This window comes from Curtobacterium sp. YC1 (genome assembly GCF_016267665.1).
Lineage (GTDB): Bacteria > Actinomycetota > Actinomycetes > Actinomycetales > Microbacteriaceae > Curtobacterium.
The window spans coordinates 513,594-538,314 of sequence record NZ_CP066341.1; the positions used below are offsets into that span (position 1 = coordinate 513,594).

The 24,721-nt window shown below is 68.5% G+C and carries 24 protein-coding genes; 15 read left to right on the plus strand and 9 right to left on the minus strand.

Features of this window, described 5'->3' with window-relative positions; translation table 11 throughout:
* Positions 1-84 precede the first annotated feature (84 nt).
* Positions 85-723 carry a TetR/AcrR family transcriptional regulator gene (locus tag I8920_RS02580; protein ID WP_198657634.1) on the plus strand — a complete coding sequence of 213 codons (639 nt, stop codon included), beginning with the start codon at positions 85-87 and terminating at the stop codon, positions 721-723.
* 257 nt (positions 724-980) lie between these two features.
* Here the strand turns inward: I8920_RS02580 and I8920_RS02585 are convergent, their stop codons facing one another.
* A complete protein-coding gene (locus I8920_RS02585) occupies positions 981-2,264 on the minus strand; it encodes a PP2C family protein-serine/threonine phosphatase (RefSeq protein WP_198657635.1) in 1,284 nt (427 codons plus the stop codon).
* 71 nt (positions 2,265-2,335) lie between these two features.
* Positions 2,336-3,058, minus strand: a complete 723-nt coding sequence (locus tag I8920_RS02590; protein ID WP_198657636.1) for a CPBP family intramembrane glutamic endopeptidase — start codon at positions 3,056-3,058, stop codon at positions 2,336-2,338.
* 152 nt (positions 3,059-3,210) lie between these two features.
* On the opposite strand from I8920_RS02590, the gene I8920_RS02595 reads away from it, so the two are divergent.
* Genes I8920_RS02595 through I8920_RS02620 form a run of 6 tightly spaced genes read left to right on the plus strand, consistent with a single transcriptional unit; the run spans position 3,211 to position 10,118 of the window.
* On the plus strand, positions 3,211-4,656 hold the full coding sequence (locus I8920_RS02595; protein ID WP_198657637.1) for a polysaccharide biosynthesis tyrosine autokinase: 1,446 nt from the start codon (positions 3,211-3,213) through the stop codon (positions 4,654-4,656).
* Between the two features lie 15 nt (positions 4,657-4,671).
* Positions 4,672-5,619 carry a hypothetical protein gene (locus I8920_RS02600; RefSeq protein WP_198657638.1) on the plus strand — a complete coding sequence of 316 codons (948 nt, stop codon included), beginning with the start codon at positions 4,672-4,674 and terminating at the stop codon, positions 5,617-5,619.
* Positions 5,613-7,076, plus strand: coding sequence for a sugar transferase (locus I8920_RS02605; RefSeq protein WP_225559281.1), 1,464 nt, complete (start codon positions 5,613-5,615; stop codon positions 7,074-7,076). Before I8920_RS02600 ends, I8920_RS02605 begins: the two co-directional genes overlap by 7 nt.
* A complete protein-coding gene (locus I8920_RS02610) occupies positions 7,073-8,149 on the plus strand; it encodes a glycosyltransferase (RefSeq protein ID WP_198657639.1) in 1,077 nt (358 codons plus the stop codon). Before I8920_RS02605 ends, I8920_RS02610 begins: the two co-directional genes overlap by 4 nt.
* A complete protein-coding gene (locus I8920_RS02615) occupies positions 8,146-9,375 on the plus strand; it encodes a lipopolysaccharide biosynthesis protein (protein ID WP_198657640.1) in 1,230 nt (409 codons plus the stop codon). Before I8920_RS02610 ends, I8920_RS02615 begins: the two co-directional genes overlap by 4 nt.
* A 53-nt stretch (positions 9,376-9,428) precedes the next feature.
* Entirely contained in the window at positions 9,429-10,118 is a 690-nt protein-coding gene (locus tag I8920_RS02620) for a hypothetical protein (protein ID WP_198657641.1), read from the plus strand.
* On the opposite strand, the gene I8920_RS02625 is transcribed toward I8920_RS02620, so the two are convergent.
* Entirely contained in the window at positions 10,008-11,387 is a 1,380-nt protein-coding gene (locus tag I8920_RS02625; RefSeq protein ID WP_198657642.1) for an O-antigen ligase family protein, read from the minus strand. The two genes, I8920_RS02620 and I8920_RS02625, sit on opposite strands and share 111 nt — an antisense overlap.
* Before the next feature lie 346 nt (positions 11,388-11,733).
* Here I8920_RS02625 and I8920_RS02630 point away from each other — a divergent pair, with 346 nt between their 5' ends.
* Positions 11,734-12,156, plus strand: a complete 423-nt coding sequence (locus I8920_RS02630; protein WP_198657643.1) for an acyltransferase — start codon at positions 11,734-11,736, stop codon at positions 12,154-12,156.
* A gap of 13 nt (positions 12,157-12,169) precedes the next feature.
* On the opposite strand, the gene I8920_RS02635 is transcribed toward I8920_RS02630, so the two are convergent.
* From I8920_RS02635 to I8920_RS02645, 3 genes are all read right to left on the minus strand, one after another.
* Positions 12,170-13,045 carry a glycosyltransferase family 4 protein gene (locus I8920_RS02635; RefSeq protein ID WP_198657644.1) on the minus strand — a complete coding sequence of 292 codons (876 nt, stop codon included), beginning with the start codon at positions 13,043-13,045 and terminating at the stop codon, positions 12,170-12,172.
* A 244-nt stretch (positions 13,046-13,289) separates the two neighbouring features.
* Positions 13,290-14,405, minus strand: a complete 1,116-nt coding sequence (locus I8920_RS16320) for a glycosyltransferase (RefSeq protein ID WP_198657645.1) — start codon at positions 14,403-14,405, stop codon at positions 13,290-13,292.
* A complete protein-coding gene (locus I8920_RS02645; RefSeq protein WP_225559276.1) occupies positions 14,398-14,877 on the minus strand; it encodes an acetyltransferase in 480 nt (159 codons plus the stop codon). Before I8920_RS02645 ends, I8920_RS16320 begins: the two co-directional genes overlap by 8 nt.
* Before the next feature lie 170 nt (positions 14,878-15,047).
* Between I8920_RS02645 and I8920_RS02650 the strand changes: the two genes are divergently transcribed.
* Positions 15,048-16,298, plus strand: coding sequence for a glycosyltransferase family 4 protein (locus I8920_RS02650; RefSeq protein WP_232832797.1), 1,251 nt, complete (start codon positions 15,048-15,050; stop codon positions 16,296-16,298).
* A gap of 26 nt (positions 16,299-16,324) precedes the next feature.
* On the opposite strand, the gene I8920_RS02655 is transcribed toward I8920_RS02650, so the two are convergent.
* A complete protein-coding gene (locus tag I8920_RS02655) occupies positions 16,325-16,672 on the minus strand; it encodes a serine O-acetyltransferase (RefSeq protein ID WP_198657648.1) in 348 nt (115 codons plus the stop codon).
* Between the two features lie 148 nt (positions 16,673-16,820).
* A complete protein-coding gene (locus I8920_RS02660) occupies positions 16,821-17,957 on the minus strand; it encodes a glycosyltransferase family 4 protein (RefSeq protein WP_198657649.1) in 1,137 nt (378 codons plus the stop codon).
* Between the two features lie 244 nt (positions 17,958-18,201).
* On the opposite strand from I8920_RS02660, the gene gmd reads away from it, so the two are divergent.
* The 4 genes from gmd (at position 18,202) to I8920_RS02680 (ending at position 22,985) form a co-directional block, all read left to right on the plus strand.
* Complete coding sequence (gmd, locus tag I8920_RS02665) at positions 18,202-19,230, plus strand: GDP-mannose 4,6-dehydratase (protein ID WP_198657650.1); 1,029 nt, start codon at positions 18,202-18,204, stop codon at positions 19,228-19,230.
* Complete coding sequence (locus I8920_RS02670) at positions 19,230-20,201, plus strand: GDP-L-fucose synthase family protein (RefSeq protein ID WP_198657651.1); 972 nt, start codon at positions 19,230-19,232, stop codon at positions 20,199-20,201. The genes gmd and I8920_RS02670 overlap by 1 nt, the downstream gene beginning before the upstream one ends.
* Before the next feature lie 35 nt (positions 20,202-20,236).
* Positions 20,237-22,057, plus strand: a complete 1,821-nt coding sequence (locus I8920_RS02675; protein WP_198657652.1) for a DUF4012 domain-containing protein — start codon at positions 20,237-20,239, stop codon at positions 22,055-22,057.
* A gap of 370 nt (positions 22,058-22,427) precedes the next feature.
* The gene (locus I8920_RS02680) at positions 22,428-22,985 is read left to right on the plus strand and encodes a hypothetical protein (RefSeq protein WP_198657653.1); all 558 of its coding nucleotides are present in this window, start codon (positions 22,428-22,430) and stop codon (positions 22,983-22,985) included.
* A 98-nt stretch (positions 22,986-23,083) separates the two neighbouring features.
* Here I8920_RS02680 and I8920_RS02685 read toward each other — a convergent pair whose 3' ends face one another.
* On the minus strand, positions 23,084-23,554 hold the full coding sequence (locus I8920_RS02685; protein WP_198657654.1) for a VanZ family protein: 471 nt from the start codon (positions 23,552-23,554) through the stop codon (positions 23,084-23,086).
* 260 nt (positions 23,555-23,814) lie between these two features.
* On the opposite strand from I8920_RS02685, the gene I8920_RS02690 reads away from it, so the two are divergent.
* Together I8920_RS02690 and I8920_RS02695 are read left to right on the plus strand one after the other, a co-directional pair.
* Positions 23,815-24,144, plus strand: coding sequence for a hypothetical protein (locus I8920_RS02690; protein WP_198657655.1), 330 nt, complete (start codon positions 23,815-23,817; stop codon positions 24,142-24,144).
* Between the two features lie 103 nt (positions 24,145-24,247).
* Positions 24,248-24,577 (plus strand): hypothetical protein, encoded by a 330-nt coding sequence (locus I8920_RS02695; RefSeq protein ID WP_198657656.1) that lies wholly within the window; start codon positions 24,248-24,250, stop codon positions 24,575-24,577.
* Positions 24,578-24,721 lie beyond the last annotated feature (144 nt).

A 24,721-nucleotide genomic window follows, 5' to 3' on the forward strand; every position in this document is an offset into this window, starting at 1 on the left:
CGATCGCGGCGCCGGTTGTCCAGGCAGCGCGCCGTCCCGTTCGGGGGGCTGCGGAGCGAACGGCCAGCCTGGTGGAGTAGATGCATGCACATCGAGACGGCGCCGGGCGCACCTGCCGACGACCCCTCCCTGCGCGGACAGGTCATCCACGGGATGATCACCGCGCTGCGGACCCGCCCCCTGCACGAGGTCACGCCCGCCGTGGTCGCAGCCGAGGCCGGCGTGTCCACCGACGTCGTCGAGCACACGTTCCCGAGCTGGGACGGGCTGCTGCTCGCCACCATCGACCGGTGGAACGAGGACCGGACGCTCCCGCTCATGCCGCTGGCCGAGCAGTACGGGACCATCGGGTTCCTGCGCGCGATCGTCTCGGCCAACGTCGCCGACCCGTCGCTCATGCGCTTCCTGACGGCGACGCTCAACATCGCCGCGTCGCCCGAGCACCCGCTCGCACCGATGCTGCACGCCCGGTGGCGTCGGTTCCACGCATTCGTGCAGCACGCCCTGGAGCGTGACGTCATGCTCGGGCGCGAGCCCCGCACGATGGAGCCCGCGCGTGGTTCGGAGCAGCTGCTCGCGACCTACGAGGGGCTGCAGCTGCAGTCGATGGTGCGACCCGAGATGGACCTGCTCGAGGCGTTCGACCGAGCGGTGACGCGGTTGCGCGAAGGTTGGTCACGCGCCTACGTGCCGCCCGTCTGGGAGCTCGACCTGGCCGTCTGACCCCGAGGCCACCCCGGCCCGCCGACCTGTCGCATCACCCACCTGCTGGGTCACGGGCCCGTCGGGGTGCCAGCACGTCGCCAGGCCGGCAGGCCGCTCGCCGGCTTGTCGGCCCCCACAGACCGAGGACGCTAGGGCCGTCCGAGGGCAGGCGCTCACCGCCTGCACGCGTCGCCGCACGATTCGGGTTCGAGCGGCGGCGCGTACCACTCTTCCGGTACGCCCGGTCGTCGTCGTCGTCGTCGTCGTTGCCGCCGTCAGTCGGCGTGGGTTGCGAGCTGTCGCTCCGCGTCCACCTCGACCGGCTGCCGACGGACCGCGACGACCGTCACGTCGTCGTCGTGCGGGACCTCGTCGGCGCGGGCCGACAGCGCGAGCACGACGGCGTGCGGGTCCCGCCCCGCGCGGGCGATCTCGGCGACCGCCCGGACCGTGTCGTCGAGGTCGTCGTACAGGTCGAGCACGCCGTCACTGAACGACACGAGCAGGTCACCCGGTTCGAGGGTGCCCTCGGTCGTCGCCCACTCCTCGCGGATGCCCAGGCCCAACGGCATGTCGCCGGAGCGGAGCCGCTCGACGTCGCCGTCGGCTCGCAGGACCAGGCTCAGCCCGTGCCCGGCGTCCGCCCAGCGGAAGGAGCCGTCGTCGGAGATCCGTGCGTGGAAGAGCGTCGTGAAGGCGAGGTCCGGTCCGACGCCCTCGGCGGTCAGGCCGTCGGAGGCACGCTTCAGGGCCTCGCCCGGGTCGTCGACCGTCCGGGCGCTCCGCAGGGTCGAGCGGACCGCCGCGGCGATCAGGCCGGCGCCGACGCCCTTGCCCATCACGTCGCCGAGGCTCACCGCGACACCGTCCGGCGTGGCGTACCAGTCGAAGAAGTCCCCGCCGACGCTCCGGGCGGGCAGGCAGGCGCCGGCGACGACGACGTCCTGGGTGATGCGGCCGGTCGTCGTCGGGAGCAGGGAGCGCTGCACCGCTGCTGCCCGGTCGATCTCGGCGCGGACCTTGCCCTCACGGTCCTGCGCGACGCGGACGCTCCGCCGGGCCCGTCGCGCGAGTTCGTGCACCACGACCGCGACCGTCCCGAACACCGCGACCGTGATCGTGAGCCGGGCGAGCTCGCTCACCTCGGGAGCGTCGTCCGGCGTCAGCGCGTACGGAGCGAGGATCACGGCGGCCACGCCCAGGAGCGAGAAGACCACGTTGCGGCGTCCTTCGAGCGACGACCACCACACCACGGGGAGCACCACGAGCGAGGTGAAGACCGAGGCGCCTGAGCCGGTACCCGTGCGCAGCAGCGCGATCGTCACGAAGTCCAGGCACAGCAGCAGCGGGACCAGTGCACCGGCGCGGGGCAGGACGAGCGGGACCGCACTCGACACGGTGACGACGGCGGTCCCGACGAGGCTGGCAAGGAAGAGCTCCGCCGAGGTGATCTCGAGTGTCGGCACGACCACCGTGAGCACAGCCGACAGCACCAGCAGGCCGCTGATCGGAGCCTGACGGACGAGAGGGGATTCGACGATGCTGGTTGGGCGAGTCATGCTCAGTGCAGGCTAGTGGTCCGAGCCTGCGGAAGTCCGTCGCGGCCTCGATCTGGGGGAGACCCGCCCGTTCACCGCGGCCAGGTCGCGACGACCGCGACGGCGTTGAACAGCACGTGCGCCAGGACCGCGCCGCCGATGCGGTCGGTCATCGCGACGAGCGTGCCGGTGAGGACACCGAGCAGGAACGTCGTCACGAACACCTGGAACCCGCCGAGCGTCGTGCCGCCGGCGCCGAGCAGCAGGTGCAGCAGCGCGAACAGGAAGGCCGTGACGAGCACGGCGAGGAACCGCGTGCGCGGCGTCAGTTCGGCGGCGAGTCGGCGCTGGAACAGCCCGCGGAACACGACTTCCTCGAGCACCGGGCTCACGACGACGATGCCGATCGCCGAGACGACCAGCAGCCCGACGTCCGGCGGCCCGAGCGTCGGTGCGGGGACCAGCCCGGTCGACCCCGTGAACGCGATCGACAGGACGACGTCCACCGCACGGCAGACGATGACGATGCCGATCGCGAAGACCACGATGCCCAGGTCGAGACGCAGCCGCGAGACCATGCCCGCACGCGAGGTCCGACGGAGCACGACGGCGGCTGCGATGCCGAGCGGCAGCCACACGGCGACGTCTGCTGCGAGCACCTGCACGACCGGTGACGGGATCCCGCCGGCCCGGGTGACCTGTCCGACGATCCGGGTCAGGACCACGGCGACCCCGAGCGCGACGAGGATGACGATGAGGTCCCGCTGCCGCCGCGCACTGGGCGCAGTGGTGGTCGAGTCCGGCTCGGAGCGCATGGGGCCACCGTAGAGGAGACCGTGCGCCGGATGGCGACTTCCCCCGAGGAGTGTCCGTTCCTGTGGCACTATTTGTATGCCGTGCGCTGGGAGTACCCCGGGGCGCCTGTGTCGGGATCACGGGGACGGTTGGGATCGGGGAAGGCAAAGGCGTGGACCTCCGCGACTACATCACGGTGCTCCGCAAGGGATGGGTACTGATCGTCGTACTCGCCCTGGTGGGAGTGGCCGCAGCCGCAGGGTTCTCCCTGCTCAAGAAGCCGGTCTACTCGGCATCGGCGCAGGTCTTCGTCTCGACGGAGACGTCCGGCAGCGCGAGCGACCTGGCCCAGGGCAACACGTTCACGCAGCAGCGTGTGCTGACCTACTCGAACCTGGTGTCGACGCCGATCGTGCTGCTGCCGGTCATCTCGTCGCTCGGGCTCGACATGAACGCCGACCAGCTCGCGACCATGGTGTCGGCGACGGCGCCGACGAGCACCACCCTCATCTCCATCTCGGTGGAGGGCACCGACCCCGTGCAGGCCGCGAACATCGCGAACGCCACCTCGCAGAGCCTGACGAACGTCGTGCAGGACATCGAGGCCACCGACGCGAGCGGCAAGAGCACGGTCAAGCTCACCCGCGTGAAGCAGGCCGACGTGCCGAGCAGCCCCGTCAGTCCGAACGTGCCCGTCAACGTCGCGCTCGGACTGCTCGTCGGGCTCGCCCTGGGCATCGGGATCGCCGTGCTCCGCGAGACCCTGGACAACCGGGTGCGCACCGAGCTCGACGTCGAGAAGATCAGCGACAAGCCGGTCGTCGGCGGGATCGCCTTCGACGCCAAGGCCGCCGAACGCCCGCTCATCGTGCAGGTCGACCCGCGCAGCCCCCGCGCGGAGTCCTTCCGCACGCTCCGCACCAACGTGCAGTTCCTGGACATCGGCAGCGGTGCCCGCACCTTCGTCATGACGTCGTCGATGCAGTCCGAGGGCAAGAGCACCACCGTCGCCAACCTGGCGATCGCCCTGGACAGCGCCGGGTTCCGCGTCATCCTGATCGACGCCGACCTGCGCCGCCCCCGCGTCGCCGAGTACATGGACGTCGAGAGCAACGCCGGTCTGACCGACGTCCTGATCGGCCGCGCCGACCTGGAGGACGTCGCCCACCCGTGGGGCCGGGGCAAGCTCGTCGTCCTGCCCGCCGGTCCGATCCCACCGAACCCGTCGGAGCTGCTCGGGTCGCGCGCCATGCAGGACCTGATCGAGCGGCTCGAGCAGCAGTTCGACTACGTGCTGTTCGACGCCCCGCCCCTGCTGCCGGTCACCGACGCCGCGATCCTGGCCAAGAAGGCCTCCGGTGCGATCATCGCGGTCGCCTCCGGGCAGACCCTCAAGGGCCAGCTCGCCGCCGCCATCGCATCGCTCGAGAACGTCGGCGCGCCGATCTCCGGGTTCGTCATCACCAAGATGCCGCTCAAGGGACCGGGCGCCTACGGCTACGGCCGCTACGGCTACGGGTACGGCTACGGTCAGGACGAGGACACTGCCTCGGTGCCGGTCCACTCGCCGAAGCGGGCGAGCAAGAAGCTCGGCGTGCTCCGCCGCGCCGGACGCTGAGCGGAGCCGCACACGATGAAGACCCGCCGGGGGACCCGGAGCCTCGGACGCGCACTGCCACGGACCACCCTCGTCCTGGTGGCCGTCGTCGTGGTGGTGCTGGTCGTCATCGATGTCGTGCTCGTCTCGCTGGCACTCGGCCGCACCGCGCCCGAGGAGAACGGGCCCGCTGGTCCCATCCCCACCTTCACCCGGACACCCGACGCGACCGACTCGCCCCGACCGAGTGCGTCTGCTGACGCAGACGCCGCCGCCACTGCGCAGCAGGGCCGGCGCCTGTTGGCGGCCGTCGACGGACAGGAGGCGTGGCGTGCGTCCGGTGGGTCCTGCGGCGGCCCGCGGCCGGTGCTGGAACACTCCGTCGACGGCGGGGCGACGTGGGTTCCGGTGGAACTCGGGACGGACGTCGGATCGCTCATGGCGATCCGGGCCTCCAGTGCGGAACTCTCGGTCCTGGCAGGCGTCGGCGACGACTGCACCACGACGCCGCGCACCAGCACCGACGCCGGTGTGACCTGGGAAGCCGGGGCACCCGGCTCCGCCGGTGCCGGCATCAGTGCCGACGGTGTCGTGCTCGCGAGTGGGACGGTACAGGCACCGTGTGCCGACCCGATCGACGCGTTCCAGGGTGAGCAGACCTCGGTGGTCATCTGCGACGGCCAGCTCGAGTGGCGAACCGGCGAGGCAGCGTGGGTCGACGTCCCCATGGGCGGCGTGCGCTCGATCGGCGTCGACGGCGGCGAGTACACGCTCGCCCGCGTCGGTGCAGCGGCGTGCGACGGCGTGCAGATCGAGACCATGACCGCGTCGGACGTGACGCCCTCGTCGTCCACCACGCCGATCGGCTGCGCTGACGGCGCGGACACCGACGACACCGTGACCATCGACCGGGCCGGGCAGGACGTGTGGCTGTGGGACGGCGAGACCGTCCGGGTGTCGTCGGACGGTGGGGCGACGTGGTGACGGTCACCGAGCGGATGGCCCAGGCCGGCGACAGCTGGGAGAGCTCGTACTCCCGGCGCCTGGTCGTGACCGACACACTCGCACTCATCTGGGTGACGTTCGGCGTCCAGATCGCCTGGTTCGGTCTCGACAGCCGGCGCGTCGACGGGAGCATCCCCGATCTTGCGATCGGCTACACCGCGGTGTCGGTCTTCATCATCGTTGCGTGGCTCGTCGTGCTCGCGCTCTACGACACTCGGGATCCTCGGTACATCGGTGCCGGCTCCGGCGAGTACCGACGGATCGTCGACTCATCGATCCGCCTGTTCGCGTTCGTCGCGATCCTCGCGTACGGCTTCAAGATCGATCTCGCTCGGGGCTACATCTTCATCGCGTTCCCGCTCGGTGTGCTGCTGCTCTTGCTGACGCGTTGGATGTGGCGTCAGTGGCTCGGCGCCCAACGACGGAACGGGCGCTTCTCTGCGCTCGTGCTGCTCGTGGGTTCGGATGAGAGTGTCGAGTACATCAGCCGTGAGCTCGGGAAGCATCCGGAAGAGGGCTACCTGGTCGTCGGGGCGTGTGTGCCCAACGCCCCGATCGGGTCGACTCTTCGCGGCAGCGACATCCCGGTAGTGGGACGTATCCCCGACGCGCTCTCCGCACTCGCCACGACGGGCGCGGACACGGTCGCCGTGACGAGTTCCGACGAGCTCGGCGCCCGTGCTGTGCGTGAACTGAGCTGGGGGCTCGAGAGCGGCCGTCAGCACCTCGTCGTCGCTCCGAGCCTCACCGACATCAACGGCCCGCGCATCCACATGCGTCCTGTCGCCGGCCTCCCGCTCATGCACGTCGAGATGCCGCGGTACGAAGGTGCCACGCACTTCGCGAAACGAGCGTTCGACATCGTGGGATCGAGCTTGATGATCCTGGTCCTGTCCCCTCTGCTCGTCGCGATCGCCGTCGCCGTGCGCCTCAGCAGCGCGGGTCCCGTCCTCTACCGACAGCAGCGGATCGGACTCAACGGGAAGCCCTTCCACATGCTGAAGTTCCGTTCGATGCGGGTGGGAGCCGATGCCGAGCTCGCTGCGTTGCTCTCGGAGCAGGGTCGCGGTGGTGAGCCGCTCTTCAAGGTCGAGAACGACCCACGTGTCACTCCCGTGGGTCGGTTCCTCCGCAAGCACTCGCTCGACGAGTTCCCACAGCTGTTGAACGTCCTGATGGGCAGCATGAGTCTGGTGGGCCCACGTCCTCAGCGAGAAGGCGAAGTGGCGCTCTACGACAACGCAGCACGTCGGCGCCTGCTCCTCAAACCCGGCATGAGCGGGCTGTGGCAGGTCAGCGGACGTTCGAGTCTGTCGTGGGAGGACGCGATCCGCCTCGATTTGTTCTACGTGGAGAACTGGTCGGTGACGGGCGACGTCGTGATCTTGTGGAAGACCGTTCGAGCTGTGCTCGCGCCGGGCAAGGAAGCGTCATGAACTCGCTGCGGCAGGGGAACCCGAACACCGTGCTGGTCGTCGAGCAGAACCCCACGGGGCATCGCTTGTTCTACGTCCGCGTGCTCGCGGATGCGGCTCTCGCGACAGGGGCTCGTGTCGTCGTCCTCCTCGGGCCGGATCCGGCTCCCGAGCCGGAGCAGGTTCACCTGGCATCCGTCATCGACAGTATCGAGGTGCTGCGGCGGCCGCTGATGAGCCTCGACGACGTCGCGCGGATCTCGCATGAGGTCGAAGCGGATCGCGTCGTCATCCCCGACGCGGATCGCTTCGCTCTGCGGCTCGCAGTTCGACGCCATTGGGCAGGCTCGGGGCGGCTGAGCCTGCTCATCATGCGCGAATCAGCGCAGCCCACGAGGTACCCGCTCGTGGACCGGCTGAAGACCCTGCTGAGGAGCACCGCGTTCAGCCGGGTGGCTCGTTTGCAGAACGTCGATCTTCGCGTGCTGAAGTCTGCTGGTTGGGCCGGAACTGCGCGGTTCCCGGTCGCGGTCGACCCCGTGGTCATCGCGTCGTCAGATCAGTCGGTCGCACACTTCCGCACGGAGTACGGGATGGACGGCGAGCGGTACTGGTTCGCAGTACTCGGAGCGATCTCTGCACGGAAGAACCTCGATCTCATCGTCGAAGCGCTCCGCAACGTGTCACTGCCATGGGGGCTCCTGGTCGCTGGCCAGCTGGACGAGGACATCACCGAGGAGCTTCGAGTCCGGCTCGGCTCGATGGTCTCCGAAGGTTCCGCCATCGTCCTGGATCGGCTCCTGACTGACGATGAACTCGACACCGCCGTCCGAGCTGCCGACTGCCTCGTCCTGGCGCACTCGAACGAAGGACCCAGTGGGCTCCTGGGGAAGGCCGCGGCATCCGGCACCCGGGTGGTGGCAGCAGGCGCTCAGAGCCTCAGACGTGACGTGACTGCGTTGGGAGGGCTCGGAGAATGGACACACCTCGACGAAGCCGCCTTGGCCGCAGTCCTGCACCGCGCGACTCAGCAGCCACGACCCCGGGCGGTGCTGCCGGCGACGACGTCGGCATTCACCGACGCGCTCCTGTGAACGGCAGTCCGAGCATGGGCGAGCGGCCGATGGCGCACCAGGCGGTACTGCTCGCCGGGGCGACCGGGCTGTCCCAGGTGCTCGTCGCAGTCCTCTACCTCTTCGCAGCGCGCGGTGTGGGACCGGAGGCCTTCGGGTCCGTGGTGTCGGCGATCGCACTGGGGACCGCAGCAGCCGGGTTCATCGACTTCGGCACGAACAACCACTGGACCCGGGAACTCGCGCGCCAGGCCATCGGACGTGATGCCTTCGCCGCCCGCCTGCTCTCGAAGATCGCGATCACCGTCGCTCTCGGGGTGATCTGGACGGTCGTGCTGGGGGTCGCAGCGCCAGCCTCTCATCTCTGGCTCGCAGGCCCCGTCGCCGCAGCGCTCGTCGCCAACCAGGCCTACCAGGTGCCTCTCCGGAGTGCAGCACGCGGGGACCTGGTCGCGCTCGTCATCCTTTCCGACCGAGCCTCCGCCGCGGTGTTCTTCTTCGCGCTGCTGGCAGTCCAGGTGCCGTCGACCGTCGCGCTCTGGGTCGCACTCGCGGCGGGGTCGGTGCTCGCTGCCGCGATCGCCAGAGGGCTCGGACCAGATCGTCTCGGCCGTGTCCGTCTGCGACTGGTGAACCCCTGGGTCGGGGCCCGGTACTTCGGGATCACCGTGGTCGCGACGAGTGCGCAGTCACTGGACCTCGCACTGCTGTCGGGCGTCAGTGGGAGCGCGGCCTCGGGCGTCTACGGTGCGGTCAGCCGGTGGACCCAGCCCATGAGCTTGTTGGCTGCCGCCTTCTCATCAGCGCTCGCACCGTACGCGGCGAGGAGCCCGGACCTCAGGGCCGCCTGGAGCGAACTTCGTCGGGCCCTCTGGATGCCGGTTGCCGCGATCGGACTCGCAGTCGCGGTCTTCTTCGCGGCGCCGCTCGTCGTCGACGTGCTTCTCGGCGACGACTACGCAGGCTCCGCAGGGGTGCTCCGGCTGCTCGCGCTGGTCGTGATCCCGTCGATCATCTGCCAGCCGCTCGTCGTGATCCTGCAGGCGTTCGGACGTGATCGGTACGTTGCACTCATCATGGTGATCGCCGCGATCGCGCAACTCGTCCTGGTTCTGGTGCTGGGTCACGCGAGTGGTGCCCTCGGAGCGGCTCAGGCCGCGCTGGTCTCCCAGCTGCTCATCCTCGTCGCCCTGATCCTGGGAGTCCTGCACTTCAGGAACAGTTCCTCGAAGGCGGGACGGCCATGACGGGGACCGTGCTCCTCACCGCAACGGTGCGTCCGAACACGACGATGTACCTCGTGCAGCACGATCCCGAGGCGAGACTCGATCAGTACCGACACGCGATCTCGACCTGGGCCACGCAGCTCGAAGGCACGTCGTTCGATCTCACCGTGGTGGAGACGAGCGGAGCGACCGCGACGGAGCTCTTGTCAGCGGTCGATCCCCGACTGCGCCATCGCATCCGAACGGTCCAGTTCGACCCGTCAGGATCGGACGCGAGCCGCGGCAAGGGCCGTCTCGAGGCTGATGCGATCGCATGTGGGATTGCCGTCGTCGAGCAGGATTCAGGCCCTGACCAGAGCATCTACAAGTCCACCGGTCGACTCGTCCTCCGGAACGCCCGACGACTCGTCCACCCGATCCCGCTCGACACCGTCCGGGTCCGGATGACCCTTGACCGGTCATTCGCCGACACGCGGTTCGTCGGTGCCCGCGCGCACGCGTGGCGGACGATCCTCCTTGCCGACGCCGCAGCCGTCGACGAGGAGGCCGGGATCTACTTCGAGCACGTCCTCGCCGGGGCGGTGGCGCGTTCAGCGGCGCTGCAACAGATCCGGATCGAGCGTTTTCCCGAACGGCCGCACTTCGTCGGGCAATCAGGCTCGACGGGCCGCCGGTACCGTCGCGGCTTCACGTCCGCCGTGCCCGCGCTTTCGCTTCTCACGGAGCGGGGACTCGCTCGTCTTGCTTCGAGGAAGCAGACCTGAGACCGCTGGCTTCTGCTCAGCGAGCGACGCACCGACGAGCAGGACGGCGAGCCCGACCGTGATCGCGAAGCCCTTGTCCTCCAGGGAGGCGCCGAACGGCAGGAGCGCGATGAGGATCGCCACGCACCCTCGGACTGCGGTGTTCGCGAGCGTCCAGTCGAACATGGGCGCACGCCGCAACAACGGAACGAAGATCAGGACGAGGCACGTGAGCAGGATGATGCACCCGATGATGCCGAACTTCGCCAGGTAGACGAGCGGACTGTCGACCGAGAAGTCGGTACCGGCCACACCCGTGGTCGGATTGACGAAGGTCTGGCCTTCGCCCCTGCCCATCAAGAGGTTCTGCTGCCACAACGTGAGGCAGTACTCGTACGCACGAGAACGGATGGCTCCCGACTGGTCAGAATCGACGCCGTTCTGGATCGTCTGCCAGATGCTCGCGAAGCGCTGAGCCAGGAAGTTCTCGTTCTGGAAGAACTGGGCAGTCAGGGGAACGGCCGCCGCGATCGCCGCGAGGCCGACCACGGCGGCCGTGACGATCCGACGGACAGGTGCGCGTCGCTTGCTCCGCGCGCCCACGATGCCGATCAGGACTGCGGCGAAGACCACTCCGGTTCGAGTACCGGTCACCAGGACCGCGAACACGAAGGCGACGCCTGCCGCGAACCACGCCCAGTTGATCCGGGAGCCCGCCAACGCCATCGCGAAGCTCAGTGAAACGGCCAACGTCAGCGCGGTCAGGGAGGACAGGAGAGCGGCGTCGCCGTCCACGGGCTGCGTCGACACCAGACCACGCGCGGCGATCCATCGTGCGGCGAAGCTGTACGCGGCGAGTGCACCCACCATGACCACCAGGATGCGAGACGTACGAACGCTCGTGGTCCCGATCGCGTCGATGGCGATGATCACTGCGCAGCCGATCAAGATGTACGTCGCACCGTCTCGGAGCCAGTTGGACAGGGATGCCCCTTGGACCGCGACGGAGTACGGAAGGACGATCAGCGCCTGCCACAGGATGATCCCGATTCCGCCCACGTAGGCCGGGAAGAGCGGCCGCAACGCTGCCGATTCCGACAGCCCTCTCACCTTCGTCAAACTGACCAACACCGATACGCCGACCACCGCGAAGTAGAACAGCTTCGGTGCGCTCAGACCGCTCGACGTCTGGAACACGAGGAATGCGCCGAACACGAAGAAGGCGGCGCGTGCCCAGGAGTAGCGGATGACCAGGACGAGCGCGAGCGCGGCGGGGATGACCAATGCCACGCGCGGATCAGAGGACACCCCGATCGCCAACATGCAGGTGACCACTGCTGCGAGGATGACCAGCGCGCCTGTGCGTGTCCCCGATCGCATGTCCGAACTCTAGCCGGTTCGGTACCCCCGACGACCTAATCTTGACGCCATGAGGCGACTCGTTCTTCTGCTGTTCGGGGATTTCCGTATTTCTTGGAGCCGTACACTTCTCCAGCTGGTCCGCGGGCATCGGGTACTCATCGGGCGGCGCTTCCGTCTGCACGGGACGCCGGAACTGATCGGTGGGCGAGCTCGTCTGACACTCGGAACGCGCCCGTACGGTTTCGCGACCGGTCGAGATGACGGCATCCTCCGAGTGCGTGGCAGGCTCCTGATCCACGGCAGGATCGCGGTCGGAGTCGGGTCGAGGATCGAGGTGGCCCCGGGAGCGGTGATGAGCGTCGGTGAGGACAGCTACTTCTCTCCGAACGTTCGCATCATCGTGAGTTCCGGGTTCACGGTCGGGCGGGGATGCGCGATCGGGTGGGATGTCCAGATCTTGGACGACGACCAGCACGTCTTCCGGAGCGGAGATCGACGACGATCTCGGTCCGCTCCGATCGTCCTCGGGGATCACGTGTGGGTGGGGAGTAGGGCGATGATCTTCAAGGGTGTCGAGATCGCCGACGGGTGCGTCGTCGCGAGCGGCGCAGTCGTGACGAGGAGCGTCGACGAACCGAACAGTCTCATCGCGGGCAATCCTGCGTCCGTCGTCCGGCGGGGGATCGCCTGGGAGTGATCGGGACCCGACCTCAGCGCTGTTCGAGTGCGCCGAGGAACACTGAGGCGAACGCGGCCGGCGTGTGCTCCAGGATCTCCGGGGCGCTGATGTGTCCACGCCAATCCGACTTCGACGCGACGAGCGCCTGTGCAAGGGAGTCCACGTCAGAAGCGCAGGTGTAGACACCCCGCATGTGCTTCGTCGAGGCTGCGACGCCGCTGCTCGCGGTGACCACCGCGTGGAGTCCGGCGGCCAGCCCCTCGTTGACGACGAGCCCCCAGACCTCCTCGGAAGACGGAAGGACCAGGGTGTGGCTCGCGATCACCTCGTCGATGGCCGCGTCGTTTTCCGTGGTCCCCGTGAACGTGACGTGCCCACTGAGGCCCAAGGTTCGAGCACGCTCTTCCAAGGTGCGTCGCTCGGGACCATCACCGACGAAGACCAGGACGTCCTCCGGCCCGCGGACCTCCGCGAACGCTCGCAACAGGAGAGCGGGTTGTTTCCGGCTGATCAGCTGTCCGACGAAGATGAATCGGTGTCCGCGAGATTGTTGGTCGCTGGCGCGGACCGAACGCGCTCGATCTGCGATGTGCTGCACATCGACGGCGTTGAAACCGCGATGGATGCGTTCCGCCGCGACACCGAAACTCTTCAGGGCGTCCTCTGCATCGGCGCCTGGGACGACGACCGCGTCGAGAGACCGCATGAACAGGCTGCGCGCGCGAGCGATGACTCCTGAGCGGTGGCGGTTCGTGTTGAGAGTGGACTCGTAGAAGCCGACGGTCCGGACCCGACGGAGCTTCGCGACGAGCAGGAGTTGCCAGTACGCGGGGGACTCCCATCCTCCGAGCAGGACGGCGCTCGGCTTCCGGGCGAACGCGAATCGAGGGTCGAGGAGCGTGTACAAGCTCGTCTCGCCCCGGCGCAACTTGAACGTGCGAAGTGTCCGGTGCCGCAGCCGGCGGAGGCCACGCTCAGACCAATCGGCTGGGCGACGCCCTTCGCGGACACGCTGCCGGTCGCTCTCGAGGAGGAACACCGTCAGGTCGGCTCGGCTCGCGATGTGTTCCCAGACCGGAACCCGGTACGGAGCTGCGATGTTCGTGAACCAGTGCAGGACCGGCAACCGTCCCCGGCTGCGCTCAGGGACGTCAGGCTTCGGCATCGTAGACGTCCTGCAGGCCTTCGACCACCTTCGACAGCGAGAACCGCTCCTGCGCGATCTGCCTTGCTCGCGCACCGGTCTCGGCTGTCGTCTGAGGCGAGTTCAACGCTTCCGCGAGTCGGAGCCGCAATTCGTCGACGGTTCTGAAGGTCCACCCCGCCCGTGCCGCCGAGATGAGCGGGGCGAGCGCGGAAGTGTGGTGCACGACAGGCGGCGTTCCGACGGACATCGCCTCCAGGATCGTCATGCCGAAGGGCTCGTCGGCGGCCGGCTGCACGAACACCTCAGCCGATCTCATGTGCTCGCTGACCTGGTCCGGGGCGACCGGTCCGACGATCGTGACACGCTTGCCGCCGGGGAACGTGGAGAGTGTGCGGCGGACGTTGGAGAGGTCCCCTTCGTCGGGCCCAGCGATCCGGAAGGTGCCGTCCGGGTAGCGACTCGCCAGCTCTGCGGCCGCGGCAGCGAACACGGTCGCCCCCTTCCGCGGATGGAGCCGACCGAGGAACAGCGCGCCTCGTCGAGGTCGCGGCTCGGCGTCCTCGTGCAGGGGGATCCCGTTCTCGAACAGGACCGACGGCGTCGTTCCTGCCGACAGCCGAGCGATCTCGCGGCCCTCCTCCGGAGTGAGGACCAGGGCTTTCCGAGCGGACGACACCACGCGTTCGGTCATCAACGCATCGACGATGTGTGCCGACCGCTTCGAGGACGCGTCGATCATCCCGTGGGTGTGGACGACGTAGGGGAGCGATCGTCGGCGCAGTGCCATGGCGATCGGCAACGTCACGAGGTCACGCGCGAGGTGGACGTGGAAGATCTCCCTCCCGGTGAGCCCGCGAAGGAGCATCCGTCGGAGGCCCGGCGCGACCGTGGTTGCGAAACCCATCGCCGGGACGAGGCGCTGGGAACGTGCGAGTTGGAGCGGTACGCCGTGCCACTCCGTCGGCAGCGTCCCGAACCCCTCTGCTCCCGCGAACACCGACGAGTCGATCCCACGTCGGCGTTGCTCAGCTGCGATGTCGAGCGCGACCTTCGTGGGCCCCCCGAAGCGGCCGTCGGGAGAGACGAGCGTGACCACGTGTCGAACGACGCGCTCATCCATGCCGCGTGCCCGTCACGACGGCCGGGTTCCCGACCGCGATCGAGTTCTCGGGGATCACACCACGGACCACGGAGAGCGGCTGGACGAGTGCTGACCGTCCGATGTGGGCGCCGCCGAGGACCACGCAGCGAGCCGTGACCCAGGCACCGTCCTCGATGACGATCGGGCGGGTGATCAGCCCCATGTCCCTCCGGTGCGCGTGACTCCCTGTGGTGACGAACGTGTCCTGCGAGACGACGACGTCATGGCCGATCGTCACGTGGTCCTGGTTGTGGATCCAGACACCCTCGCCGATCCAGCTGTCATCGCCGACTCGGAGCTTCCACGGGAAGCGCACCCGGGTGCGGGGGCGGAAGATCACTCCGTCGCCGATGTCCGCTCCGAAGCGGCGGAGCACGGCGACGCGGAGCCGCGAGCTGATCTGGACGGGATTCGTGACGAAGAGCAGCTCCGCGAGGCCCCAGAGGTACACGATCGGTGCTGGCCGCCCCCAGGACGTGCGCTCTCCGGGTGCCGCTCGCAAGCTGATGATCCGGGGCCGCTCCGACGGCTCTTTGTCGAGGTTCACAGTTCAACGTCCCGTACTCGATCGAGGATGACCCCGGCTGTTACTGTCCTCGGGTGTCTTCCCGAGTCTCTGTCGTGATCTTCGCACAGAACTACGCACCGGAACCGAGCGGCAACGCACCGTACGTCACATCACTCGCTGAGGGGCTGCAAGCGAGTGGGGAGTTCGACCTCACGGTCGTCACCGCGCATCCGTACTACCCGGATTGGCAGATACGAGCAGGCTACGGCCAATGGAAGCGTGACGAGACACTCCAGGGTGTCCGCCTCCGCCGGAGACTGCACTACGTCCCTCGCCGCCCCACTGCGCTCCGTCGCCTCGTGTCCGAACTCTCCTTCGGCGTCCGTTCCGCTTTCTCCTCCTTGGGGCGGCCCGATGTGGTCGTCCTCGTGTCTCCGAGCATGTTCGCGAGTGCGGTCACGATGCTCCGATTGAAGCTGCTGAACCCCGGCACACCGGTCCTCGTCTGGGTGCAGGACCTGTACAGCCTCGGGGTCCGCGAAACGGGAGGCCGGGCGGAGGTCGCGAAGGTCGTCACAGCGGTCGAGTCGTGGTTGTTCCGGACGGCTGGCACCGTGACCGTCATCCACGAGCGCTTCCGTCACACGGTCACGTCGTTGCTCGGAGTCGAGGCAGACCGTGTGCGGATCATCCGGAACTGGACCCACATCAGCCCGGTCGAAGGAAGTCGTCGGGCCGCGGCACGGTCGAAGCTGAGCTGGGGCGGTGACGAGATCATCGCGTTGCACACAGGCAACATGGGCGTCAAGCAGGGGCTCGAGAACGTGGTGCGCGCGGCTGAGCTCGCAGAACGCCGCGGTGACCGGGTCCGGTTCGTGTTCATCGGCGGAGGCAATCAGCGCGATCGTCTCGTGGACATGGCCGCAGGTCTGACCCAGATCGAGTTCATCGGCTCTCTGCCGGATGACGAGTACGCGCTCGCTCTGACCGCAGCAGACGTTCTGCTGGTCAACGAGCTCCCCGGCGTGTCGGGCATGGCGGTGCCGAGCAAGCTGACGTCGTACTTCGCAGCGGGAAGGCCCGTGGTCGCTGCGACGGACGCAGGGGGTGTGACGGACGAGGAGGTCACGGCTTCCCGGGCCGGTGTCCGTGTCGGAGCGGGGGATGCGCGAGCACTCTTGGACGCCGTCATCGAGGTCGGTGCCGATGCCGAGCGCTCATCGCAGATGGGTCTCGAAGGGGTTCGTTACTACGAACGACTCCTCTCTCCTGAAGCGGCCATCGACGCGTTCAAGCAGGCTCTCCGCGACGTGCGTCGAAGCGGCAGGTCGAAGCGCAGACGGCGAGCCCTCCGTCGAAGCTGACGCCTCCTGGCCGAGCTCCGGAACGATCATCGGGTGCCGATCCTCCGTGCGGGGCAACCCGCCCAGATCTCGCCAGCGGGAACGCTCTTCGTGACGACGGCGTTGGCACCGACGATCGCACCCTCCCCGATGGTGAGGGAACCGCGGGCGCAGATGATCTTCGCTCCGGCGCAGATGATGGCATCGTCGTGGATGACGAAGCCGCCGAGCGCAGAGGCGACCTCTGGTACCCAGACGTCGCCGCGTCCGATGGTCACCCCGTGGTAGATGGTGACGTTGTTCCCGATGACTGTGCGTGGATGCAGGACGACGCCGAAACCACGGTGCATGACCTGCAGCCCAGACCCGATCTCGACGTGCGCCGGAATCTCCATCCCATAGATGGACAGGATCTCCCGTGCAGCGCGCGAGAAGGGCCCGCGACGAGCTCTGATCACGCGGTCCAGAAGCGACATCATCTTCTCCTTCGGCGCGGAAGATCGATGGAGAGACCGTAGCTGAAGGGCGCGGGCGAGCGGGGCTTCATCTCGACGGGGCCGGTCCGGAACGTCGCAGGAGTTGTTCGACGGATCGTTGCATCCGGTCCACCATCTCCTCGAGTCTGTACTCATCCGCTCGGGATTCCGCGGCGCGCGCCAGACGAACGGCTTCTTCCGGCCTGGTCACCAGCTCGTGGAGTGCGGCGGCCAGCGCTTCTGGTGAATCGTCCGCGACGAGCGAGTCGATGCCCGGACGGAGGTACTCGAACTCCGGAGCGTGGAACGCCCACTCGGCTGTGACGATGGGCAGTCCGAGGGCGAAGCTCTCCGGGGCGATCAGTCCGACTCTGCCCGGATTGAAGACTCCGATGCACACTCGCGCCAAGAGAGCCTTCTCGCGAGTGCCGGCATAGCCGATCAGGTGCACCTGCTTACGCCTGATCGCCGCCTCCAGCAGGTGCTCGAGGTGCCCGCGACCCGCGACCACGAACCGGGCCGGTGATCTCCTCTCCCACAAGACGTCGAGCGTCGAGGCGAAGAGATCTACTCGTTTGCTCGCATCGAGGCCGCCGATGACCGCGAAGTACGGGCCGTCCCGCACCCCGATCTCTGCACGCGCTTCCTCCTCGGACCGCTCCCGTGCCGCAAGAACAGCCCGGCGAAGCGCGCCAGTGTCGGATGTGTTGCCGAGGACGGACACTTTGGCTGGATCTGCGCCGAACGAGAGGGCGATGTCGCCTCCGCTGGGCGTGTAGGCGAGGACTGCATCCGCTCGCCGGACCTGCCAGCGCCGCAAGACCCTCGAGGTGAACGAGTCTCGATTGACGTAGGAACCCACGTGCCCCCAGACAGCAGTCGGAGTGGATCCGAGCAATGCCCGGTACGAGTAGATCGCTCCGGCCGCGAGTTCGACGACGACCACGTCCGCTGCCGCCCATGCAGAAGGCCCGGGCGCTGTTCGTACCGTCTTCGGACCGATCTTCACCGATCTGGTCTCGAAGATGCGATGCCGGACGTCGGCAAGCTCGACGCCGTCGCGGCGCTCGCGTTGCTCGCCGTCCGGCTCTCCAGAGAGGACCACCAGTTCGTGGCCGTTCGAACGGAGCCGGCGACCGAGTTCGGAGAAGAGTGCAGATCGATAGACCGGTACGTACGGCTGCACGATCACGATCTGGGCCACATCGCCACGCTTCTCATCGGTCAGATCCCTCGAATCGTCCCGAGGGAGTGGGTTGGATCGTAGCGCCCACGATCGCGGACGTGGGTGACTTCGGTCGACTGTCCAGCACACGCATCGAAGCACGGGAACAACCTGCGCTCGCAGACGCGCCCATGTCGTTCCACCGTGCGTACGTCCGTATGCTCAGGGGCTGAAGGGGCCGCCGGAGAAGCGACGAGCTCCACAGCGAGAACTGGGGAAACGTTTGACGAAGCGGGCGCTCATCACGGGCATCACCGGACAGGACGGGTCGTACCTGGCCGAGCTGCTGCTCCGGAAGGGGTACGAGGTGCACGGGGTCATCCGTCGTGCGTCCACGTTCAACACCTCGCGGATCGACCACCTGTACGTGGACCCGCACAACCCTGACGCCAAGCTGTTCCTGCACTACGGGGACCTGGGCGACGGCGCGCGGCTCGTCAGCCTCCTCAGCGAGCTGAAGCCCGACGAGGTCTACAACCTCGCGGCGCAGTCGCATGTGCGGGTGTCGTTCGACGAGCCCGAACACACCGGCGACGTGACGGGTGTGGGCACGATGCGCATGCTCGAGGCGGTCCGGGTGTCGGGCATCCACACGCGCTTCTACCAGGCGTCCTCGTCCGAGATGTTCGGAGCGACGCCGCCGCCGCAGAACGAGGAGACACCGTTCTGGCCGCGTTCTCCCTACGGCGCCGCGAAGGTCTACAGCTACTGGGTGACGCGGAACTACCGCGAGGCCTACGGGATGTTCGCGGTCAACGGCATCCTCTTCAACCACGAGTCGCCGCGGCGCGGAGAGACGTTCGTCACCCGGAAGATCACCCGGGCAGTGGCCCGGATCAAGGCCGGCCTCGAGGACCACGTGTACCTCGGCAACCTCGACTCCGTCCGCGACTGGGGGTACGCCGCTGAGTACGTCGAGGGCATGTGGCGGATGCTGCAGGCCGACGAGCCGGACGACTTCGTGCTGGCGACCGGCGGGAACTTCACGGTCAAGGACTTCCTGACGACGGCGTTCTCGCACGCCGGGCTGAACTGGGAAGACCACGTCCGGTTCGACGAGCGCTACCTGCGCCCGAGCGAGGTGGATGCCCTCGTCGGTGACGCGTCGAAGGCCAAGGAGAAGCTCGGATGGGAGGCGACGGTGGACACCGCCGCGCTCGCGCGCATCATGGTCGACGCCGACATCGCGGCCCTGGAGCACGAGGGTCGCCCGTGGATCGACACCGTCCGACTCGAGAGCTGGGGTTCCTGATGACCACGACCGACTACACCCCCGGTCCGATCGACCGAGACGACCGCGTCTACGTCGCCGGACACCGCGGCCTGGTCGGGTCGGCAGTGTGGCGCAGACTGCAGTCCGAGGGCTTCGACGACCTGATCGGGCGGACCTCGTCCGAGCTGGACCTGAAGGACCGCGGCGCCGTGTTCGCCTTCTTCGCGGACCAGCAGCCGAAGCACGTCGTCCTCGCCGCTGCCAAGGTCGGCGGGATCATGGCGAACAACACCTACCCGCACGACTTCCTGAGCGAGAACCTGCAGATCCAGGTCAACGTGATGGATGCCGCCGTGGAGCACGGTGTCGAGCGGCTCGTGTTCCTCGGCTCGTCCTGCATCTACCCGAAGATGGCCGAGCAGCCGATCCACGAGGACGCGCTGCTCACGGGACACCTCGAACCGACGAACGACGCGTACGCCATCGCGAAGATCGCCGGCATCCTGCAGGTGCAGGCCGTCCGCCGACAGTACGGCCGCCCGTGGATCTCGGCCATGCCGACCAACCTCTACGGTCCGGGCGACAACTTCTCGCCGACCGGCTCCCACGTCCTGCCGGCCCTCATCCGTCGCTACGACGAAGCCGCTCGCAGCGGCGCCTCGACGGTCGAGAACTGGGGGACCGGTTCGCCCCGTCGCGAGTTCCTGCACGTCGACGACATGGCCGCTGCGGTGTTCCACCTGATGGAGCACTACGACGGTCCTGACCAGGTCAACGTCGGCACCGGCTCGGACGTCACGATCAAGGAGATCGCCGAGACGATCGGCAAGATCGTCGGGTTCCAGGGCGAGACGGTCTGGGACACCAGCAAGCCGGACGGGACCCCGCAGAAGTTGCTCGACGTCTCCAAGCTGGCGGACGCCGGCTGGACCGCGCAGATCGGCCTCGAAGACGGCCTCCGCAGCACGATCGACTGGTACCACGAGCACGTCGATACCGTTCGTCGGTGACGGGCTGGGAACGCGCGGAACCGTAGGATCGCCTCATGTCCGACGCGCCCGAGTCGCGACGCACTGCAGCACGCCGGGGGTCCAGGGCCCGGATCGTCCTGTGGGTCGTCCTCGCCCTTGTCCTGCTGCTGATCCTCGCCGTCGCCTGGGTCGGTGTCCGCGGCGTGCTCGCGAAGGGGCACCTGGAGCGGGCCGTCGGGGACGTCGACACGCTCCGGTCCCAGCTGACCGGCGGTGACACAGCCGGCGCTCAGGAGACGGCGCGCGACCTCGAGGACGAAGCAGCGTCGGCGCGGTCCCTGACCGGGGATCCCGTCTGGGGTGCGGCGCAGTCCGTGCCGTTCTTCGGGACCAACCTGCGGGCGGTGCGGGACGTGTCGGTGATCGTCGACGACGTGGCCAGCGACGCGGTCAGTCCGGTCGCCGCCGTCATCGGAGGGCTCGGGTCGGACTCGTTCGCACCGAAGAACGGCAAGATCGACCTCCAGCCGATCGAGGACGCGCAGCCGGCGGTCGCCGAAGCCACGAAGACACTCCAGCAGGCACGTACCGACGCGGCACGGATCGACACCAGCGGAACGCTGTCGCCGGTCACCACCGCGGTGGGGCAGCTGCGGAACGCCCTGTCGTCGGCGTCCGAGCAGGCCGTCGCGGCGAACCGCATCGTGCAGCTGGCGCCGGCGATGCTCGGCCACGACGGGGACCGGGACTACCTGCTGCTGTTCCAGAACAACGCCGAGTTGCGGGCCGGTGGGGGCATCCCCGGCGCAGTGGCGCTCCTGCAGGTGAAGGACGGCGCGATCAGCTTGGGGAGCCAAGCGTCTGGGTCGTCCTTCGGACCGTACGACGAGCCCGTGCTGCCCCTGACCGACGACACGCGTGGGCTCTACGGCGACATCACGGGCAGGTACATGCAGGACGTCACCCTGACACCGCGCTTCGACGTGTCGGCGAAGCTCGCGCGGGAGATGTGGAAGCAGCGGTTCGGGCAGCAGGTCGACGGCGTGCTCGCCATCGACCCCGTGACCCTGAGCTACCTGCTCCGGGCGACCGGCCCCGTCGAACTGCCGACCGGTGACACATTGACCGCCGACACCGCCGTCAAGCTGCTCTTGAGCGACGTCTACGCGACGTACCCCGATCCGGTGGCGCAGGACGCGTTCTTCGCATCGGCCGCGAGTGCTGTCTTCACCAAGGTCTCGTCGGGTGGGTTCGACGCGAAGGCCTTCGTGTCGGCGCTGACCCAGAGCGCGGACGAAGGCCGCCTGCGGCTCTGGAGCGCCGACAAGGCCGAGCAGCGCCGCATCAGCGGGACACCGGTCGCCGGCGAGCTGCCGACGGCAACCGCCGACTCGAGCCAGTTCGCCGTCTACCTGAACGACGGCACCGGAGCGAAGATGGACTACTACCTCGACAAGAGTGTCTCTGTCGGAAGCTCGGTGTGCCGGAAGGACGGACGACCGACGTCGGTCGTCCAGATCACCATCAAGAACACGGCACCGGCCGACGCCGCGACGAGCTTGCCGCGGTACGTCACCGGGGGCGGGGACTTCGGCGTCGAACCGGGCAGGATCAAGACCCTGCTCGCCGCCTACGCCCCCGAGGGTGCGATCTTCCTCGGTGCCACGAAGGACGGCAAGGCGACGGCCGTGCAGACGGCGTCGGACGGCGGGCACCCCGTGGCTCAGCTGCAGACCCTGCTCGCGCCCGGTGAGCGCCTGACCTACCGCGTCGCTTTCCTCGGCGAGGCGAAGTACGCGAAGGCGGCGGTCCAGGCGAGCTCGACTCCTGGCGTCCGGCAGACCGAAGCGGAGCCTTTGACGTTCGAGTGCGAGCAACCACTCGCGACGGGCTGATCCCCCCAGCGTCCAGATTGCGAAGGTGCCGTACGCCCCAGTCCGAGGGGGCGGCCGGAGGACCTGTCCGCGTGCAAAGCGTGTTGATCAGACGCACAGTGCCCTTTGAGTGCACTGGCGAACGGCTCTGATCGGGGATTTCCGTCCCTCGCGGTGCTGCCGGTGCGGCCCCGCCACTCCTGCGGACGGATGAACACCCGCCGACGGATGACTGAAATGTACGCGGCCCGGTACCGAGCTGGAAATCTCCGGTAGATTGAGACAACTTCGCCATCACAACCGCCATCTCCATGGCTGCGGTCGACCACGGGCGGATCAGCGGGCTCTGGGTTTCAGGGTCTGGACCAGCAGATCTCTAGGGGAATCATTCATGAAGAAGCTCATCGCAGCGGTGGTGCTGGCTGGCGCCGCACTGCTCGCCACGCCGGCCGTCGCCAACGCCGCCGGCTACACGCCTGACTCCGACGTCTCCGTCTCCGGTACCGCCGTCGCCGGTGGCACCGCTTCGGTGAACTTCACGGCGGGCGCGTTCCAGGACAACGAGACCGTCAACGTCCAGGTCACCGGTGCCGGTGCGGTCACGCTCGGCGCGCTGCCGATCACGACCGTCTCGAAGACCTACACGGCCGATTCGGACGGTTCGCTCGACGTCAACGTCACGTTCCCCCAGGGCGCCTCGGGCACCTACAGCCTGACCGCCACCGGCGCCACCTCGGGCGTCGTCGGCTCCGCGGCGTTCACCGTCGCTCCGGTCGATGCAGCTGGGGTCCCGGTCGCCGGTGCTGGCGACGGCACCGACGGCACGCTGGCCTTCACGGGTTCGACCGTCTCCGCCCTGGCCCTCTGGGTCGCCGGCGGCGCTGTCGTCCTCGGTGGTGGCCTCCTGCTGGTCCGCGGCTCGGTCCGCCGCCAGCGCGAGTCCGTCTGAGTCTCGACGAACTGAACGAAGCCCCCGGAGCTCCTGCTCCGGGGGCTTCGTCGTGTCCGGGGCCGTGCCCGGCGGTGGAGCAGCTCCGTGACGCGCCCTCAGGGACGTCGACGTCGAGCCGCCCGCCTGAGCAGCAGCACGCCCGCAACGGATCCCAGGAGCGCCCCCACGCCGTTCGCGACGACGTCGTCGACGGTGGCGACGCGTGCCGGCAAGAGCAGTGCCTGGCCGGTCTCGATGCACCCGCTGACGACCACGCCCGTCGCGGTGGCGATCCACCACCAGCGTGCGCCGGCGAGCAGCACCACGAGCAGGCCGAGCGGCACGAAGAAGACCACGTTCGCCAGTGACTCGACGGCGGGGTAGTCGATGCGGTCCGGCAGTCCGTGGCGATGGGCGGCTGCCAGCACACGGGTGAGCCACGGGCCGCCCGCTGCGTCGACGGGGGAGCCCCAGAACCCGACGAGCACCAGGGCGACGCCGTAGGCGGCGGCGCACCACGTCGCGAGCCGACGGCTGCGCGCGGTGGCCGGGGCGGGATCGTCGACGCCGGGCTTGTCGGAGGTCACGCTCCGACGCTAGCGAGCCGCGCCTCCAGGCCGTGGACCCGGCCGTCTCGTCCCCCATCTGTACCCGATCCGGAAAACGAGTACCCCGATCGCACTCCTGTACCCCGGAATGACGTCACACCACCCCGGAAATCCGGGCCTCGAGCCTGAGCGGCATTGACGGAACCCGTGAATCCACGGGCCTCGGTGGCGATCACCTCGGCACTTCTCGTAGCGTTCTGGTGTCAGCAGATGTACCCCGGATCGTGAAGGAGAGCGACATGACCACCACCGTGAACACCGCGACGCAGGCCGAGGTCACCCTCGACACCGACACGGTCGACACCATCGCGATCCTCGAGGCCGTCGCGGCCCCGTCGTCCCGCCCCAAGCGCGCCAAGGTCACCTGGGTGCAGGAGGACCAGGGCGAGTGGATCGCTGGCTACGGCGGGTACTTCGGCGGCAGCGTCGACAAGCGCGGCGACCGCTACGTCGCCTCGGACACCTTCGGCCTGGTCGTCGGCGACTTCGCCTCCCTCGAAGAGGCGCAGACGAAGCTCGAGGACCAGCTGCACGTGATGCTCCCGTCGGTCATCCGACCGGTCGAGTGACCACGGCGACCACCAGCACCGCAGCACCACCACGGACACCCGCACCACCGCCGCCGACCGCGGCGACAGCACAACCCGTACCGCAGCACGAAGGAGCACGACCATGAGCACGACCGTCGCCCACCGCCAGCAGGCCGAGGTGACCCTGGACACCCAGACGATCGAGGTCATCGCCGAGATCGAGGCCCAGGTCGTCGCTCCCGAGCAGCCGACGCGCGTCGAGACCACCTGGGCCGAGGCCGACTCCGGCCTGTGGGTCGCGAACCACGGCGGCTACTACGGCGGCACCGTCGACCGGCAGGGCGACCACTTCTTCGTCGCCGACACCTTCGGCGAGTACGTCGGGGACTTCCGCTCGCTCGACGAGGCGAAGGCGCGACTGACCGACCGGCTACACGTGCTGCTGCCGGACGTGATCCGCCCGACCGTCTGATCTGACACCCGCACCACCGAGACCCCCGCCGCACGTCGGCGGGGGTCTCGTCGTTCCCGGGGACGAAGCGCATCGACACCGCAGACACCGCGGACACCGCGGACAGGAACCCCCGGACGCCTCGCGCCGTGCCGGACCGGCGCC